A 15784-nucleotide genomic window follows, 5' to 3' on the forward strand; every position below is an offset into this window, starting at 1 on the left:
CCGGCCGGTGGTGGCGTCGGGGCCGGTTGTCGGGACGGGATGCGGCGGGTGAGGAACAGGGCAGCCAGGGCGATTACGGCGAGTAGCGACAGGGAGGCGCGCAGGCCGGCGATGCGGGCGTCCGCGTTGTCGGTGGTGATTGCCTCGGCGGTGTCCGGCGGAACGCCGGCCTCGTCGAGACGGGTCTTCAGGTCCTGGTCGGACAGGAAGGGTGCGCCTTCGGACAGCCGCACCTCGGCATGCGTGGCCAGGTCCGCCGGCACGGCGGGATCCTGCTGGACGCCGGTGAGGAACGACGTGGTCAGCGCGGAGACGAGCACCGCGCCGGCCGCCGCGGTGCCGATCGAGGCGCCCAGGTTCGTCACCGTGTTCTGCACCCCGCCGACCTCGCCGCTGCGCTCGTCGGCGACCGCGGACACGGTGACGCTGCCGAGCTGCGACGCGAGCGCGCCCACCCCGAGGCCCGCGAGCAGCATCGGCCACGTAACGATCTCCGGCCCAGCACCGACGTCGAGCGCGGCAATCATGATCGTTATACCGGCGAACAGGGCAAGGAAACCGCTCCGGACGACGCGCCGGGGCGAGGCCCGCGGGAAGGCCCGGGGGATGCCGACGGCGGCCACCAGCAGGGCGACGGACAACGGCAGCAGGCGGACGCCGGTCGCGACCGCCGAGAGCCCGAGTGCCACCGACAGGTACAGCGGCACCACGAAGAAGAGACCCGCCTGGAGCAGGTACTGGAAGAAGAACGAGGTGAGCCCGGCCCGCAGCGTCCGGTCACGCAGCAGCGCCGGGTCGAGCAGCGCGACGGCGTGCCGGGCGAGCCGGTGCTCCTGCCACCGGACGAAGAGCCACAGGATGGCCCCGCCGGCGAGGATCAGCCAGATCACGGGCGAGAGGCCCAGCCAGACGGGTGCGCCGGGCGCCGGCCGGACCAGCCCCCAGCTCCCCGACCGCAGGACGCCGTACACGACAAGAGCCAGGCCGGTCGCGGACAGCGCGGCGCCCACAAGATCGAGACGCCCGCCCGCCGCCGTCGTCGTCGTCGTCGCAGGCGTAGCCGCCATCCCCCGGGTCAGCCACAGGATGACGCCCACCACGAGGACCTCGCCGGCGAAAACCCAGCGCCAGGACAGATAGGTGGTGAACAGGCCGCCGACGAGCGGGCCCGCCGCGACCGCGATCGCGCCGGCGGCGGCGACCAGCCCGTAGGCGCGCGGCCGCTGCCCGGGCGGGAAGTTCGACGCGACGAGGGCGACGACCGCGGGCATGATCAGCGCAGCGCCGACCCCTTCGAGGAACGACCAGCCGAACATGAGGACGGCGAGGTTCCCGGCGACGGATGTCGTCAGCGACCCGCAGCCGTAGACGACACAGCCGAGGGTGAACACGCGCCGATGCCCGAGGATCTGCCCCAGCCTGCCTCCGGTGATCATGAATGCGGCCATCACCAGGGTGTAGAAGGTGATGGCGGTCTGGATTCCGGTCACCGTGGTACCGACGTCCGCGGCCACGGTGGCGATCGACACGTTCATGACCGAGCTGTCCAGGGTCATGAGGAACTGCGCCGCCGCCAGCGTGGGGAGAACGGCCCGGCCGGCCGCGACGGCCCCCGGCCCGGCCTCGGGGAGCCGGTTCCCGGCGGTCCGGCGGCGCGTCATCGTCCGCGCCCGCCCTGACGTCCGGTCATGTCAGGGCTCCCGGTTCCGGCCGCCGCGGCCGGTACCCCGTTTGGCACGCGTTCTGGCCGTGCGGTGGGTGGCCGGTTTCCGCGTCTCGTTGTGCCACATTCCGACGATCGCCCCTCCGGTGAGAACAACGCCAAAACCGATCAGCCAGGAAAGAATCGTGAAAACGACGCCGATGCTCCCGTAGTTCCGCTCGTTCGAGACGATGGACGCGGAAAAGGTCAGCCTGCTCACCACGCCCAGGCCGGTCAGGCCGACCGTCGTGAACGCAGCGGCCGGCCAGGCCTCGCGCCACCCGAGCCGGCCGAGAGTGAGCACTCTGACACCGGCCCAGACAAAGAACAACAGCCCCGCGGTGTTGAGCAGGCCGTAGCCGATCTGACCGGGAATGGTGCCGGTGAGCAGCGCCCCGGCGGCGGTGGTGCCGGCGAGAAAGACAATGAGCCCGCCGAGCCAGCCGACCTGGGCCGGGACGCCGCGAAGCCCGAGCGGCCGGAGCCCGAAAACCCTGACGTAGACGGACTGTACGGTCGTGGCCAGGCTCAGGCCGCCGAGAATCAGCCAGAGCGCGCCCAGTACCGACCAGCCGTTGCGGACCGTCCCGTCCTGTGGCGCGAAAAGCCGTTCGACGGCCTGCGCGGCCTCCTGATTCAGACCCATCCGCCTGATGATCACTTCTGCCGCGCCCCCGGAGCGCAGCGGTGACAACGCGGCCAGCGCGATGATGAACGGGAAGAACATCATCAGAATGAGCGCGGCGAGGTTCATCGCGCCGTTGATCAGATCACCCTGACGCAGCCTGGACGCCAGATCCTCCGCCGCGCCGCCCCGCAGCCGCGCCCGGACGCGCCGGACAGCCGTCGCCATCCGCCCGGACAGCCGCCGCACCCGGTCCGCGGCGGCACCGCCGGCGCCACGGACGCCGCTGGCTCCGCTGGCTCCGCCGGTACCGCCGGCACCGCCGGACGGCCGAGGGGCGCCTTCGGATGGCCGAGGGGTACGCCCCGCACCGCGCGCGCGTCGGCTCCTGGGCATGACCCCCTCCAGACCGCGCGTCCCCACCGCCGGCAGCCGCCGCGATCGTCCGCCAACCGACCAACCGACCGGCCGACCGGCCGACCAACCGGCCGGCCGGGCCGTGCACCTCAGCATCTCGGCACGTGGGCGTCCTCGCACCTCCGGCGCATCCGAAAGCAGCGGAAGGTGCTCCTCGCGGCAAAGGCACCCGATTCCCGGCACGGCACACGGGTGTCGCTGTCACGGTTTGGCCGCCGACCGCAAAATTCGTCGGTCTCAACCGGGTTGACCCGTCATGGACGAGGACGGGAGGCGGTGCGCGTGGCGCGGGCCGAAGCTGGCGGTGGACCCGGACGCCGGGGTGAAACCCTCAGCCCCAGTCCTCCCAGGGAGGTCCGGCCGCGAGCAGGGAGGCCCGCTGCCAAATAAGCAAATACTGAGACCCCCCCCCCGAGAAGTCGCTGTTCCGGCGGGAACGCTGGGCGTCGTGGCGGCGGTAACGCAACGTCGGGACGTCGAGCAGAACGCCGGTGGCGAGCGCGGAGCCGGCGATCAGGGTCGCGGTGTCCTCGACGCCGCGCAGCGCGGCCCATCCCCCGACGGCGAGAAGCAGGTTCCGCCGCCACATCACCCCTGCCGGATGTACGGGTGGCAGCGTGCGGTCGGGCAGGGCGGACGCCCAGGCGACGGCGAGCGCTCCGCGTGCCAGCGGTCCGGCGGGCACGGCCAGCGGCATGGTGCGCAGGGTCCCGTCAGCGTGCAGGTCGCGGGCGTGGCCGACCGCGTAGCCGGCGTGGGCGTGGGTGGCGAGCGCGCCGCTGAGGGCGGCGAGCGCGCCGGGTTCGAGCTCGTCATCGGCGTCGAGGTTCTGCACCAGCGGCGCGGTGCACGAGCCGAGGGCGATGTTGCGGGTGACCGCGGGGCCTTCCTCGGTGCCGTGCGCGGCGATCCGGACCCGGCCGTCGTCCGCCGCTCCGCAGGCGGCCAGCGCGTCGAGAACCTCCCCGGGAGGCCCGTCGACCTGGACCCGCCACGTCCAGTGGGGATGGTGCTGGCGGTGCAGCGAGTCCCACGCCGCCGGCAGGTATCCGGCGTACTCGGCGTGTGCCGCGGTGACCACATCCACCCACATGTTCGCAATATGTATCAGTCCGAGCCGAATTCGTGTGATAGATATGCCGATGAGATCCAGCGGAGGGGGCACATGGACGTCGCATCGATCAACACGCGACTCGGTCGGGTGGCCTCGGCCGACTCCCGCGAGCTGGACCGGGTCTGCGAGGAGGTCGCCGCCGAACTGATCGACGCGGACGTCGAGCCCCCCTTCCGCGTCCCGTCGGCGGACTTCGCCACCGACCCCTGGCTGATCTGCGCCGACCGGTACTGGCGCCGCCGGCTGCTCCACCAGCCCACCGTCGAGGTCGCGGCCCGCTGCGCCCGCTGGCTACACGACCACACCGACCCGCCCGTCCGCCCGGACATCATCGAGAAGTGGTCGCTGGGCTACGCCTTCATCACCAAGGACACCGTCGAGTCCCGCCACGACCTCACCCTCGCCACCGGCCGGATCGTCGAGACCTTCCAGGGCTCCACCGACATCTGTTACTTCGCCACGCTTTACCACGCCGGCAAGCTGCGCGCGAACTTCTGGTTCGACGAACTCCACCAGTTCCTCGAGTCCTCCCTGCTCGCCGTCGCCGCCGGCCAGCACCGCGACGACCCGCTGTTCACGGGTCTACGCGCGTTCGCCGCCTTCGGCAGCCGCACCATCACCACCAGTCACGCGCTCGAGCTCCTCGACACCGCCTGGAGCGCGGCGCCCCGCTCCCGCGCCGTCGTCGACGTCTGCCTCAACGCCCTGTGGGCCGCCCCGCCGTTCCCCGGCCAGGGCGAACAGCTGCGCCGGCACGCCGCCGAGGCCGTCGCGGAGTACCCCGACGACCACCTCTTCCGGTTCCGCCTCGCCAGCGGACAACGCATGTGCGGCGACTACACCGACGCGCTGGCCACCATCGACACCGCGCTGCGGCTCCTGCCCGCGATCGGCGCCAGGATCAGCCACGAACTGCTCCAGGGACAGTACCTGCGGGAGCGGGCGACGATCCTGGAAGGGCTCGACCGCGCCGCCTGGACCAGCGACCAGCAGACCCGCTGGCTCGACCAGGACACCGCCAACCGGGACCTCCGCCGGACCCTCCAGACCTCCGCCATCCGCGCCGTCGAACTCGTCACCGTCTTCACCGCGGCCATCGCGTTCGCCGTCGGCTCACTCCAGATCACCCTCACCGGCACCCTGCCCCTGCGCGACCGCGCGTTCCTCCTCGTCCTCCTCGGCGCCGGCCTCCTGCTGTTCGCCCTCCTGACAGTCGCCGGCACCTGGATCATCACCGGCCGTCACCACCCCGGCCCCCGCACCACCCCACCCGACCCCGGCGGCACCCAGCGTTAGAAGCCGTCTGCCGCTTTCGCCAAATCGGGTCGGCGGACATCGAAGGATGTGAGTTTTAGTGCTGCTGGACAGCACTGGACTCACATCCTTCGGCCTCGGGGACCGCCAGCTTGGGCCGGAGCGCTCCGGCCCACCCGGCTCCGCCGTGACAGGGCCGCCCCGGAAACGCCGGAACGTCAGACCCGTCGCGGTCATGCCCGCGAAACGACCGTGACCATGTTCGCGGAACGACCGTGACCATGACTTCAAACCGACCGCGATCATGGTCGCGGAACGATCGTGATCATGGCGTTAAACTGACCATGACCATGCGTGTGGCCGACCGGAGGAGGGTGGGATGACAGCCGGGCTGCCGGCTGCTGGCCTTTTCCCGAGACATGCCACGGACATCGCGGAACTGGTCCCGCTCCGACGCCGGACCTTCGTCCCGGCGGCACAGGTGCTCGCGATGTTCGCGCACGAGGCGCCACTCGACTCCGACCGGTTCTTCGCCGACCTCGACGGTGTCGTCGATCAGGGGCTCCTGGGTGAGTGAGCGCCCCAAACACCACAGCCGGCGCCTTCAGCTCGCCGGAGGAAAAACCGCCGCGGAACGGGCATCCATTCGATCCATGAGCCTGGCTGGGGCCGGGTCCTGCGGCATGCTTCGCCGTGCGTGTGATCGTGACCTGGCGCCTTGCGCGCCACCTCTACCGTGTCGACCGCCTGTTGCGCCATCGCGGCAACCACCGACGCCTACGCTGCGTGATAGCGTCATCGCGCGGAAGGATGGCGGCGTCCTCGATACCGGCCGCCGGTACACGTTGGCCCCGAGGACCGGCAAGAACCTCGAAACGAAAGCCGGCTCCACGGACACCTCATCTGGGAACTGACTGGTTTGACCGCTTGTGCGCAAACCCTGAGCGGAGTCCGCTTATCCGAAGACATGAGCCTTCTCCTGCTTCAGGGATGACCCCTGGCCATGTGGCGCTCAGGGAGCGCCCGGCTCGTATCCGAGCGGTTTATGCGCTTCCGCGCGTCCTATCCGCTTTGCCGCGACGAAGAAAAAGACCATGAAAATGCCGGGATCCCCGGCGGACAGCACGTGCCGGCCGTCCCACATGCTCGGTCGGCGACAGTGAGAGGACGGGCTTCGTGAGCCACCCGCAGGAAGACGGCACGATCAACGCGGTCACCGCGGCACAGTTGAGCCGGATCGCCGAAAGCGGCATCTATACCTCGGCCACCTCTCTCGACCCGGCCGCCGTCAACGTCGCACAGGCGCTGATCGCCACGCTGAGCGGCACGGCCGAGAAGGCGCTGCTGACCCCCGACCTCCAGAAGCTGACGGAGCAGGTGCGGCAGGCGGCGAGCGTCGACTTTCCCCGGATCACCGCCACCGACGGAGCACGGCTGTCGGCGCACACGATCAGGCTCAGGACCTCGGAACCCCGACCCGTGGTGATCGTGCCCTCGGGCTGGACGCCCTTCGGCTGGGCCCTGTTCGAGTACGCGTACCTCCAGCTGGCGCTGCGCGGCTACCACGTGCTGGCCTACACCCCGCGTGGAATCGGCTTCACCGGCAGCCCGTTCACCTCCGAGGGCACGATCGATGTGGCCGGGCCCGCGGACTGGGCCGATGGCTCAACCGTCATCGACTACGCCCAGCAGTACTTCGACCCGAGCCGAATCGCCTTCCTGGGCGAATCGTACGGTTCGGGTATCAGCCAGCTGGTCGCGGCGCACGATCCGGCGGGGCGCGTGGACGCGGTCGTGGCCCTGAGCACCTGGGGCGACCTGGCCGCGAGTCTCTACCAGCACGACACCCGGCATCTGGCGGCGGTGACCGCCCTGATCAACTTCACCGGCGGCCCGGTCGAGCAGAAGTTCGACGCTGCCACCCAGCAGATCCTGGCGGATTTCCAGGCCGGCCAGAACCTCGACGACGTGGTGGCGTGGGGCACGGAGCGGGCACCGTCGTCGTATGTCGAGCAGACCAATGCCCGCGGCATTCCCACGTTTTTCTCCCACACCTGGCACGAGACGCTGTTCCCGGGCAACCAGGTCGTCGAGCACTTCGACCGGCTGACCGTGCCGAAGCGGCTGAACCTGTGGATCGGCGACCACGCCGCACCCGAGGGCGCCGGCCTGACCATCCCGTTCAGCGGGCCGAACCTGCCGGTCGACGAGGCATTCGCCTGGCTGGACCACTATGTGGGCGGGCTCGCCAACGACGTACCCGGCTGGTCCCCGGTCAACAGCCAGATCATGTTCACCTACCGGACCAGCACCGATCCGCAGACCGGGAAGGACATCATCACCGAACCGGCCACCCGCGAGCCCAGGGCGTCCTGGGACGATGTCACCACCTCCGCCGAGCGGTGGTACCTGACCGCCACCGAGCCGGGCAGCCGTGACGGCGGTCTGCGCACCGCTCCGGAAACGGGCTGGACGCGGGAGTTCACCGCCGGGCAGCTGACCGAGGCCACCGCGGTGGACGCCATCATCACGACCGGCCAGGCCGAGTGGAATGGCAACCCGAAGAGCTACAACACGGACAAGTTCGACCGCCAGAACCTCGCGGTCTGGGCCAGCGCTCCGATCACGGCAGACAGCCACGGCAACGCGGCCCGCCGGATCCGAGGCATCCCCGAGCTCGCACTGACCGTGCGCAGCTCGGCCCGGTCCACGACCCTGGTGGCCTACCTGTTCGACGTCAGCTCTGACAACACGGCCCGCATCATCACGCACGAGCCCTACACACTCACCGACCTGGCTCCCGGGCAGGACCGCTACATCATCTGGAGGCTGCAGGCCGCCGGCTACGACCTGGCCCCGGGCCACCGGCTGATACTGGCCGTCACCAGCAAGGACCCGCTCTACTCGGACGCGAGCGTCGACGGCAGCACCACGACGATCAGCTCGCCCGACGACAGTCCCGCATACCTGACGTTGCCCCTGGGCTGACCCAGCAGCACCGCGGGCCCCTACCTGGACGAGTCGCACAGACTGATCGACCGGCTGCCCGAATCGCAGCGGCTCGGTTGACGCCCGCTGTCATCGCGATCGCTGAAAGACTTGGAACAGATGCCATAGCAACCCTTGATCGACACTTTTCCGTCGTGCGCCGGTGCCGGCGCCTCGGACGGCTAAATGATCATATAGTTGGTAGCCATGGCCCTTTATATGCAGATTGCTGATGATTTAGCTCGTCGTGTGCGGTCCGGGGAGTTGGCGGCGGGTGAGGAGTTGCCCGGCGTGCGGGAGTACGCCCGGACTCTGGGAACGACGTCGTCGACGGTGGTGCGGGCCTACCGCTATCTGGCGGATGCCGGAGTGATCACCATGGCGGACCGGCGGCGGGCGCGGGTCGCCGGTGAGGGTGCGATCGCCGCGGCGCGCCTATTGGAGCCAGAGAGGGTGTTCCGGCTGGCGGGCAGCGATGACCCGGCGCTGGGTGTCCTGCTTGACCGGCTCGGCGCGGCGGTCGTGCCGGTAGGGGCGCGGGGGAGTTTCCAGGGGCTGCGAGCGGTCGCGCGTGGCGAGGCCGATGGCGCGGTGATCCACCTGCGCCATCGGGATGGCGTGTACAACGAGGCGTTCGCGCGGGCGGTGCTGGGTCGCGACAAGCCGCGTCTTCTGCATCTGTGGCGGCGTGAGCAGGGGCTGATCGTCCCGGCGGGCAACCCACGGGGCCTGGCGTCCGCCGCCCAGCTCGGTGGTCTGCGGGTGGCCAGGCGTGAGTTGGGCGCGGGTACTCGGCTGCTGCTCGAACAGCTTCTACTCACCGACGGGGTCGCGCCGCACGAGATTGCCGGGCCCGAACTGCATTCGCATATGGAGATCGCGTTTGCCGTTGCCACGGGTATCGCCGATGTCGGTCTGGGGGTGCGGGCCGGGCTGGCGGATCTGGGGCTCGACTTCGTCCCGCTGCTGTGGGAGCCCTACGAGATCGCTCTTGGCCATGGCGCGTTGGGGGCGGTCCGACCGCTGATCGCCACACTTCGGGATCCGCTGTTCCAGCGATCTGTCGCAGATCTGGATGGCTATGACCTTCAGCACACTGCCACCGTCCGGCCGCTGGTCTCGGCCAATCGCTGAGCCGGTAATCCTTGCGATTGCTGGTTCGCTCAGTAGTAGCACAGACCGAAACTAATGATCAGTATATAGGGGACCCGCCAGGAAAAACAGTCTGCATCTGCGGGACCGCGTGTTGTCTGATCCCACCTGTGAATACTGAGACCAGTACAGCGCCAGCCGAAACCCCTGCCGAGACATCTATCGCCTCGGGGCGGCGGCCGTGGCTGACACCAGGTGTCGGAGGGATTGGGACGGCGAGCTTCCTCGCCGATGTCGGGCATGAGGTGCCGACCTCGCTGATGGCGAGCTTTGTCACCACGACCCTGGGCGCGCCGGCCGCGGCACTGGGCGCGATCGAAGGAGTGTCGGAAGGGCTGGCCGGGGCGGGCAGGTTCGTCGGCGGCGCGCTGGCGGACGATCCCGGCCGGCGGCGCGCGGTCGCGGTCGGCGGCTACACCACCACGGCGGTGTTCTCCGCACTGATCGGGGCGACCACCTCCGTAGCCCAGGCGGGGATGTTGCGGGCTGGCGCCTGGGCGGCCCGCGGACTGCGGGTACCGGCCCGCAACGCGCTGCTCGCCGACGTGGTGCCCGCCGTCGCCTACGGCCGAGCCTACGGGTTTGAACGGACCATGGACAACCTCGGCGCGATCATCGGCCCCTTGCTGGCGCTCGGCCTGGTGTCGCTGGTCAGCGTGCGCACCGCCATGCTGATCTCGCTCGTTCCCGGTCTGCTGGCGGCGCTCGCGATCGTCTACGCGATCCGGCAGGCAAAGCTGCCACGGGCCACCGAGCGGCGCCGGTTGCGGTTCCAGATCCGGCCGGTGCTGCGCGGGCAGCTCGGCCGAGTGCTGGCGGGGTTCACCGCCTTCGAGGTCGGCAACGTGGCGGGCACCCTGCTGATCCTGCGCGCCACCGATCTCCTGGCCGCCGGCCACGGCACGGACGCGGCCACCCGGATCGGGATCGCGCTGTACATCGCCTACAACATCGCCGCAACGGCCGCGTCCTTTCCCGCGGGCGGGCTGTCCGACCGGATCGGCCGTCACGGCCCGCTCCTGGTCACCGCCGTCGGAGTAGCGACGTTCCTGGTCTCCTACCTGCTGTTCGCGGTCGCCGGACCGGTGATCTGGCTGCTCGGCGTGGCCTTCGTGCTCGCCGGAATCGGGATCGGCTGCGCGGAGACCGCCGAACACGCGGCCGTCGCGGCCCTCGCGCCCGACGAGATCCGAGGATCGGCGTTCGGGCTGCTCGCCACCGTCCAAGCGGTCGGGAACCTCGCCGCGAACGTCGTCGCCGGCCTCCTGTACACCCTCGCCTCGCCCACCCTCGCCTTCAGCTATCTCGCGGCCTGGATGGTGCTCACGCTCGCCCTTCTCCTGTCGGTGACAGTGGCGCCGAGCGCCAGAAAAACAGCCTGATGCCCGCCATACACGGCCCCTCACCTCGCCGGAACCACGCAAGCCCCTCCGAGCCCCACCCGGCTCCGCCGTGGCAGGGCCGCTCCGGAAACGCCGGGACGTCAGACCGGTCACGGCCATGCCCGCGGAACGACCGCGATCATGCTCGCGGAACGACCGTGACCATGGCTTCAAACTGACCGCGGGCATGTGTTTGGGCCGGCCGGAGGAGGGCGGGATGGCAGTCGGGCAGCCGAGTCCTGACCTCTTCCCGAGGCATGCCACGGACCTTGTGTCGGCGGCGCTTGGAGACATCCGGGTGGTCGTCGGCGGCGCGCGGCAGGTCGGCAGGTCGGCAGGAGCACGCTCGCCCAGATCGTTCTACCCACCAAGATCGCAAGATGGGATGAGACAGGAGATGCCCACCCTGACAGGGCCACAAGGTCGTACGCCAGTGGATCTGGCGAGTCGGCCGCTGCCCGCGGCCGTATCCTGTGATCTGTGAGCATCTTGCGGGACGAGCTGCATAGATTGATTGACCGGCTGCCTGAATCGCAGGTGGCGCCGATCCTGGCTCTCGTGCGCGAGAGCACTCCGACCGAGGACGGCGGCGACGAGTGGCCGCTGCCAGACTTCGTGGGCGCGCTGTCCAGCGGCAAGGGCGACCTCGCGGCCCGCTCCGGCGAGATCCTGCGTGCGGAGATGGGACGCGAACCCGAGTGATCATCTGGGACACCGGCCCACTCGTCGCCGCCATCGACGCCGACGACAAAGATCACGCCCGGTGCGTCGCGCTCATGCGACGTACGCCCCGCCCGTTACTCGTTCCCTACCCCGTGCTCACCGAGGTCTGTTACCTGCTGGAGCGGGAGAAGGGTACCCATGCCGAAGCCGCGTTCCTGCGCTCTATCGGTACCGGACAGATCACCCTGATCCCGCTGGCAAAGACGGACATCGATCGGATTGTTGAACTGATCGAGAAATACGCGGACTTCCCTCTCGGCTCGGTTGACGCCGCTGTCATCGCGATCGCTGAAAGACTTGGAACAGATGCCATAGCAACCCTTGATCGACGGCACTTCTCCGTCGTGCGCCCCAGAAGCCCCGTCACGCTCCTACCGTAGCCGCGAGCCCCTCCCCTTCTCAGCGAACGAACGCTACGACCTTCACCTGATCGGGATCGAGAGGAGGGACTACCGATGACAACGATGAGATGGGACGACGTCAAACGCCAGGCCAAGCAGGCACGTGTCGCCGCCGGCCACCCGGTACCGCCTGCGCTGGGTGCCTGCTACAGGAGTGCGTCGAGTTCGTCAGGACGCAGTCCCGCCTGGCGGAGAACCGCTGCGAGCGTGCCACGCTTGATTGTGCTGTGGAGCGGCACGGTCACCCCGCGCCCGTTGTCCAGGTTGCGCATCACAACGTGGCTTCCCCTGCTCCGGACCTGCGTGAACCCGGCGTGCTCGAGCGCCTTGACCAGTCGCGCGCCGGACAGGACAGGAAGGCCGCTCAAGCCACACGCACCTGCACCGCGGTGGTCAGAGGGTGGACGTCAAGTGCGGCTCGATCCGCTGGCGTCGCGTCTTCGAGGTAGAGCTCGGCGGCTTCGCGAATGTTCGCCAGTGCCTCCTCCACGGTGTCGCCCTGGCTGATCACGCCCGGCAGCTCCACAATCTGGACGACATACCCACCGTCCAGGTCTGGCGTCAGTACCGCTGTGAGCAGTCTCGTCTCAGCCACGCAACGAGCGTACAGCGCCACGTGACGTCGATCCGCCAGAACGATCATTCCGGCAGAGCTCCCTGTCCGCCGCTGTCTACCGGTCCAGGTCCGGGCTGGCTTTCCTGCCGCTGTGTTCGGTGGCGGTTGACGGAGCTGATGTCAGGCGACGATGTAGCTCGAGTCGCCGAACTCGGCGGTGAGCTTCAACCGTCCGCCGAGAGCCTCGACGTAGGCGCGCAGGACCGACACCGACACCACATCCAGCTTTCCGCGTTCCACATCGGAGATGCGGGGACCGGATACGCTCATGGTTTCAGCGACCTCGCGTTGGGTCAGGGCGCGGCTGCGTCGGACCTCGGCCAGCCGGTAGGCGTGGATCTCGTCGTCGAGACGGCGCTGCCCGGCCTCACGGTCGGCGTCGGTCCGTACCGGGTGGCCGGCGGCGACACGTGCCTGCTCAGCCTGGTGTTTGACGTCGTCCCATCTCATCGTTGTCATCGGTAGTCCCTCCTCTCGATCTCGGTCAGATGAAGGTCGTAGCGTTCGTCCGCCGCGGGTATCGCGGTCTCATACCAGTGCTGCCAGTTGCCGGACTTGTCTCCGGCCACCAGCAGCACCGCACGGCGGACCGGGTCGAAGGCGAACAGGATTCGGATCTCGCTCGTGCCTGCCGAGCCAGGCCGTAGCTCTTTCATGTTGTGACGACGTGAGCCCTTGATCCGGTCGACCAGGGGCCGGCCGAGGGTCGGGCCTGCCCGTGGTACCTGTCATGCCGGTGCGACGTAGTGTCTCTCCGTCATCGGCAGTGACCTGCCGGGCGTAGGCGTCGAACTCCTCGATCGACGCGAACGACCGCAAGCGTCCCGCTGCCTCCACGAGCACTGTGTCGAGCCAGGCAGGTGGATCAACAAGTTCGACATCACGGAGCGCCGCCGGCAGCTCGGACTCGTCCATGTAGCCCTCCCCGCTGGATGACACAGGCCGCCTCACCCGGCACACGGTGCGCCCCTGGCAGGAATTCGCACCCACGTTGCGCGCCCTCGTGAGATACCGCGTGGATGATAGTCGCGCAGAGCGCGAAACCTGGGGTCCGGGGGTCGTCCCCCGGGTAGACATCACGTCCCTCGGCGAAGCCGATCAAAGATCGGCGAGCATGGCAAGCCGGCGGGTGCGCCGCCAGGGACTTGAACCCCGAACCCGCAGATTAAGAGGAAAGAGCGGTTCGTCCATCGATATCCGTAGATGTCCGTGGTGTCGGCGTGGCCTGCGCTCGCCGTCCACCGGTGTTCGTGCTCGTCCGTCGACGTGCGCCGGCTCGGGTACACGACCGGGTACATGACGTCGCCAACCTCATAGGCCTTGCCCTATACAGGCAAGAGCCTATAGTTAGGAGGTGCGCTGGATGTCCGGCTACTCGACGAGGTCGAGACGTGGCTGTTGAGCCTCGACGACAGTAGCTACGACCTGGTCGCCGCCGCGATCGACAAGCTCGCAGACGACGGCCCGGCTTTAGGCCGGCCTCTGGTCGACCTCATCAAGAGATCCCGACACCACAACATGAAAGAGCTACGCCCGGGATCATCCGGCTCGGGAGAGGTACGCATCCTGTTCGTGTTCGATCCACAACGACGGGCAGTACTGCTCGTCGGCGGTGACAAGTCCGGTGACTGGAGTGGCTGGTACACCCGAAATATCAAGATCGCCGATGATCGGTACGACGAGTGGTTGCGTAGTGAACATGGAAGCTGATCGGGAGGAGGCACACACGATGACAAGTACATGGAACCAGACACGAGCCAAGCGGCCTCCTAGGGAAGACAGAGTCGCGGAGCATCGTGCTCGTATGGACGCCGAGGTGCGCGCCTTCAGACTCCGAGAGATCCGCGAGGAGCAGGGCCTGACTCAAGTGGAGCTGGCCGAGCGCATGCACGTCAAGCAGCCGTCGGTCTCCGAGCTTGAACGCGGTGCGCTCGACCGCGCAGGACTGTCCACGATCAGGGCCTACGTGGAAGCTCTTGGCGGAAAGATCGAGATCGTCGCCGACTTCGGTGATCGCAGAGTCGTCCTCGGCTAGGGATGTGCCCAACGACTCGATGGATCCGCATCATCGCTGCCGGCCAGCAGGCTCGCGCAGCTACCCGAAGCAGATCAGCGGTTCCTCTCCAGATGACGGAATCGCTGGTCAGAACGGGTGCGCCGCCAGGGACTTGAACCCCGAACCCGCAGATTAAGAGTAGCAAGCGGACCGTCCGCCGATGTCCGTGGGCGTCCACCGTGTCGGCGTGACCTGCGCTCGCCGTCCACCGGTGTTCGTACTCGTCCGCCAACGTCCGCCGGCTTGGGTACAGCAGTGGGTACACCTGGACAGATCCCCACGTGTCGCTGAGATCAACATTACGAGCTTGGGAAACCTGTGAGTGACCGTTGCCGACCTGGGTTCGCATGTTCCGGCCCACTTCGCGGCGGTTCGATACCCGCCGTAGCTCCCCGTTCTGACCCGATTGTCACCGATGCCACGGACATACGAACGGCATGGCCGGCGCCCGTCGGCCACTTCCTGGCGCGTTGGGCGGTGATGGCATGCTTGACGGGTGGTCGACGGGGGTGACACGGGGGGCAATCCGCACTTCTTCGTGTCGTACACCCAGACGGATCGGGCGTGGGCGGAGTGGATCGCTTGGACGTTGGAAGATGCGGGTTACCGGGTGTTAATCCAGGCGTGGGATTTCGCGCCGGGGTCGAACTGGGTGTCGGGGATGCAGGAGGGTGTGATGCGGGCAGCGCGGACGATCGCGGTGCTGTCGGCGGACTATGCCCGGTCGGTGTACGGGGCGGCGGAGTGGCAGGCAGCGTGGGCGGCAGATCCGGCCGGGCAGGCCCGCAAGCTACTGGCGGTTCGGGTAACCGATTGTGATCGTCCGGAGTTATTGAACCAGATTGTCTCGATCGACCTGTTCGGGGTCGGCGAGGCGGCGGCGCGAGCGGAGTTGCTGCGGGCGGCTGGACTGGCGGTGTCGGGCGAGCGGGGCAAGCCGGTGTCAGCGCCGCCGTTCCCACCGATGCTGCGAGCTATCACAGGGCCGGTGTCGTTTCCGAGTGGGTTACCGACGGTGTCGTCGGAACCGTGGCCGCAGAACCCAAATCTCACTGGCCAAGGTGGTCTACTCAATGGCTCCTGGGCGCGGGACATAAAGGAACTCTACGAGGTACGCGAATATATTGATCGAACCGTACTTATTGAGTTTCAGCGCCGAATTCTCGAAACCCGCTTTCGCTCTCCCAATGAACAAGGTGACAGTATACATGTAGGAGATTTGAGTGAGTGAGCCGAGTCGGATTGGAGTATTCGATCAGATTTTGCTATTGACTAATAAAGCTGTCCGTCTGGTAAAGGTGGGTAGATTCAACGAAGCACTAGATTCCGCTTTGGAAGTAGAACGGCTTCTTAA

The 15784-nt window shown here is 68.2% G+C and carries 16 protein-coding genes and 1 pseudogene; 10 read left to right on the plus strand and 7 right to left on the minus strand.

Annotation, left to right across the window (positions count from 1 at the left end; translation table 11 throughout):
* The 3 genes from AC5LUJ_RS09220 to AC5LUJ_RS09230 form a co-directional block, all read right to left on the minus strand.
* A partial coding sequence (locus tag AC5LUJ_RS09220) for an MFS transporter (protein ID WP_493464780.1) occupies window positions 1-1661 on the minus strand: 1661 nt, incomplete at its 3' end.
* A gap of 30 nt (window positions 1662-1691) precedes the next feature.
* Complete coding sequence (locus tag AC5LUJ_RS09225) at window positions 1692-2555, minus strand: YihY/virulence factor BrkB family protein (protein ID WP_250285189.1); 864 nt, start codon at window positions 2553-2555, stop codon at window positions 1692-1694.
* A 520-nt stretch (window positions 2556-3075) separates the two neighbouring features.
* Complete coding sequence (locus tag AC5LUJ_RS09230; protein WP_493464781.1) at window positions 3076-3837, minus strand: glycosyltransferase; 762 nt, start codon at window positions 3835-3837, stop codon at window positions 3076-3078.
* 72 nt (window positions 3838-3909) lie between these two features.
* On the opposite strand from AC5LUJ_RS09230, the gene AC5LUJ_RS09235 reads away from it, so the two are divergent.
* The 7 genes from AC5LUJ_RS09235 to AC5LUJ_RS09265 all read left to right on the plus strand — a co-directional run bounded on the left by AC5LUJ_RS09235 (window position 3910) and on the right by AC5LUJ_RS09265 (window position 11737).
* Complete coding sequence (locus AC5LUJ_RS09235; RefSeq protein WP_250285191.1) at window positions 3910-5154, plus strand: hypothetical protein; 1245 nt, start codon at window positions 3910-3912, stop codon at window positions 5152-5154.
* 337 nt (window positions 5155-5491) lie between these two features.
* Window positions 5492-5689 (plus strand): hypothetical protein, encoded by a 198-nt coding sequence (locus AC5LUJ_RS09240; RefSeq protein WP_235433839.1) that lies wholly within the window; start codon window positions 5492-5494, stop codon window positions 5687-5689.
* A 599-nt stretch (window positions 5690-6288) separates the two neighbouring features.
* Window positions 6289-8100, plus strand: a complete 1812-nt coding sequence (locus AC5LUJ_RS09245; protein ID WP_250285192.1) for an alpha/beta fold hydrolase — start codon at window positions 6289-6291, stop codon at window positions 8098-8100.
* Window positions 8101-8307: 207 nt separating this feature from the next.
* Window positions 8308-9234, plus strand: coding sequence for a substrate-binding domain-containing protein (locus AC5LUJ_RS09250; protein WP_250290477.1), 927 nt, complete (start codon window positions 8308-8310; stop codon window positions 9232-9234).
* A gap of 278 nt (window positions 9235-9512) precedes the next feature.
* On the plus strand, window positions 9513-10634 hold the full coding sequence (locus AC5LUJ_RS09255; RefSeq protein ID WP_250285193.1) for an MFS transporter: 1122 nt from the start codon (window positions 9513-9515) through the stop codon (window positions 10632-10634).
* 480 nt (window positions 10635-11114) lie between these two features.
* Window positions 11115-11336, plus strand: a complete 222-nt coding sequence (locus AC5LUJ_RS09260) for a hypothetical protein (RefSeq protein ID WP_047221661.1) — start codon at window positions 11115-11117, stop codon at window positions 11334-11336.
* Window positions 11333-11737 carry a type II toxin-antitoxin system VapC family toxin gene (locus AC5LUJ_RS09265; protein ID WP_047221660.1) on the plus strand — a complete coding sequence of 135 codons (405 nt, stop codon included), beginning with the start codon at window positions 11333-11335 and terminating at the stop codon, window positions 11735-11737. Before AC5LUJ_RS09260 ends, AC5LUJ_RS09265 begins: the two co-directional genes overlap by 4 nt.
* A 167-nt stretch (window positions 11738-11904) precedes the next feature.
* Here the strand turns inward: AC5LUJ_RS09265 and AC5LUJ_RS09270 are convergent, their stop codons facing one another.
* The 4 genes and pseudogenes from AC5LUJ_RS09270 to AC5LUJ_RS09285 all read right to left on the minus strand — a co-directional run.
* On the minus strand, window positions 11905-12126 hold the full coding sequence (locus tag AC5LUJ_RS09270; RefSeq protein ID WP_250285194.1) for a type II toxin-antitoxin system HicA family toxin: 222 nt from the start codon (window positions 12124-12126) through the stop codon (window positions 11905-11907).
* A complete protein-coding gene (locus tag AC5LUJ_RS09275) occupies window positions 12123-12401 on the minus strand; it encodes a type II toxin-antitoxin system HicB family antitoxin (protein WP_250285195.1) in 279 nt (92 codons plus the stop codon). Before AC5LUJ_RS09275 ends, AC5LUJ_RS09270 begins: the two co-directional genes overlap by 4 nt.
* 93 nt (window positions 12402-12494) lie before the next feature.
* A complete protein-coding gene (locus AC5LUJ_RS09280; protein ID WP_250285196.1) occupies window positions 12495-12833 on the minus strand; it encodes an XRE family transcriptional regulator in 339 nt (112 codons plus the stop codon).
* Window positions 12830-13081: pseudogene (locus tag AC5LUJ_RS09285) on the minus strand (type II toxin-antitoxin system RelE/ParE family toxin); the annotation flags it as partial. The gene AC5LUJ_RS09280 and the pseudogene AC5LUJ_RS09285, both read right to left, overlap by 4 nt.
* Window positions 13082-13772: 691 nt before the next feature.
* Between AC5LUJ_RS09285 and AC5LUJ_RS09290 the strand changes: the two are divergent.
* The 3 genes from AC5LUJ_RS09290 to AC5LUJ_RS09300 all read left to right on the plus strand — a co-directional run bounded on the left by AC5LUJ_RS09290 (window position 13773) and on the right by AC5LUJ_RS09300 (window position 15661).
* A complete protein-coding gene (locus AC5LUJ_RS09290; protein ID WP_250285197.1) occupies window positions 13773-14084 on the plus strand; it encodes a type II toxin-antitoxin system RelE/ParE family toxin in 312 nt (103 codons plus the stop codon).
* 106 nt (window positions 14085-14190) lie between these two features.
* The gene (locus tag AC5LUJ_RS09295) at window positions 14191-14409 is read left to right on the plus strand and encodes a helix-turn-helix domain-containing protein (RefSeq protein ID WP_235433281.1); all 219 of its coding nucleotides are present in this window, start codon (window positions 14191-14193) and stop codon (window positions 14407-14409) included.
* Window positions 14410-14926: 517 nt separating this feature from the next.
* The gene (locus AC5LUJ_RS09300; protein WP_250285198.1) at window positions 14927-15661 is read left to right on the plus strand and encodes a toll/interleukin-1 receptor domain-containing protein; all 735 of its coding nucleotides are present in this window, start codon (window positions 14927-14929) and stop codon (window positions 15659-15661) included.
* The last annotated feature ends 123 nt before the right edge of the window (window positions 15662-15784 follow it).

This window comes from Protofrankia sp. CiP1_Cm_nod3 (assembly GCF_982290655.1).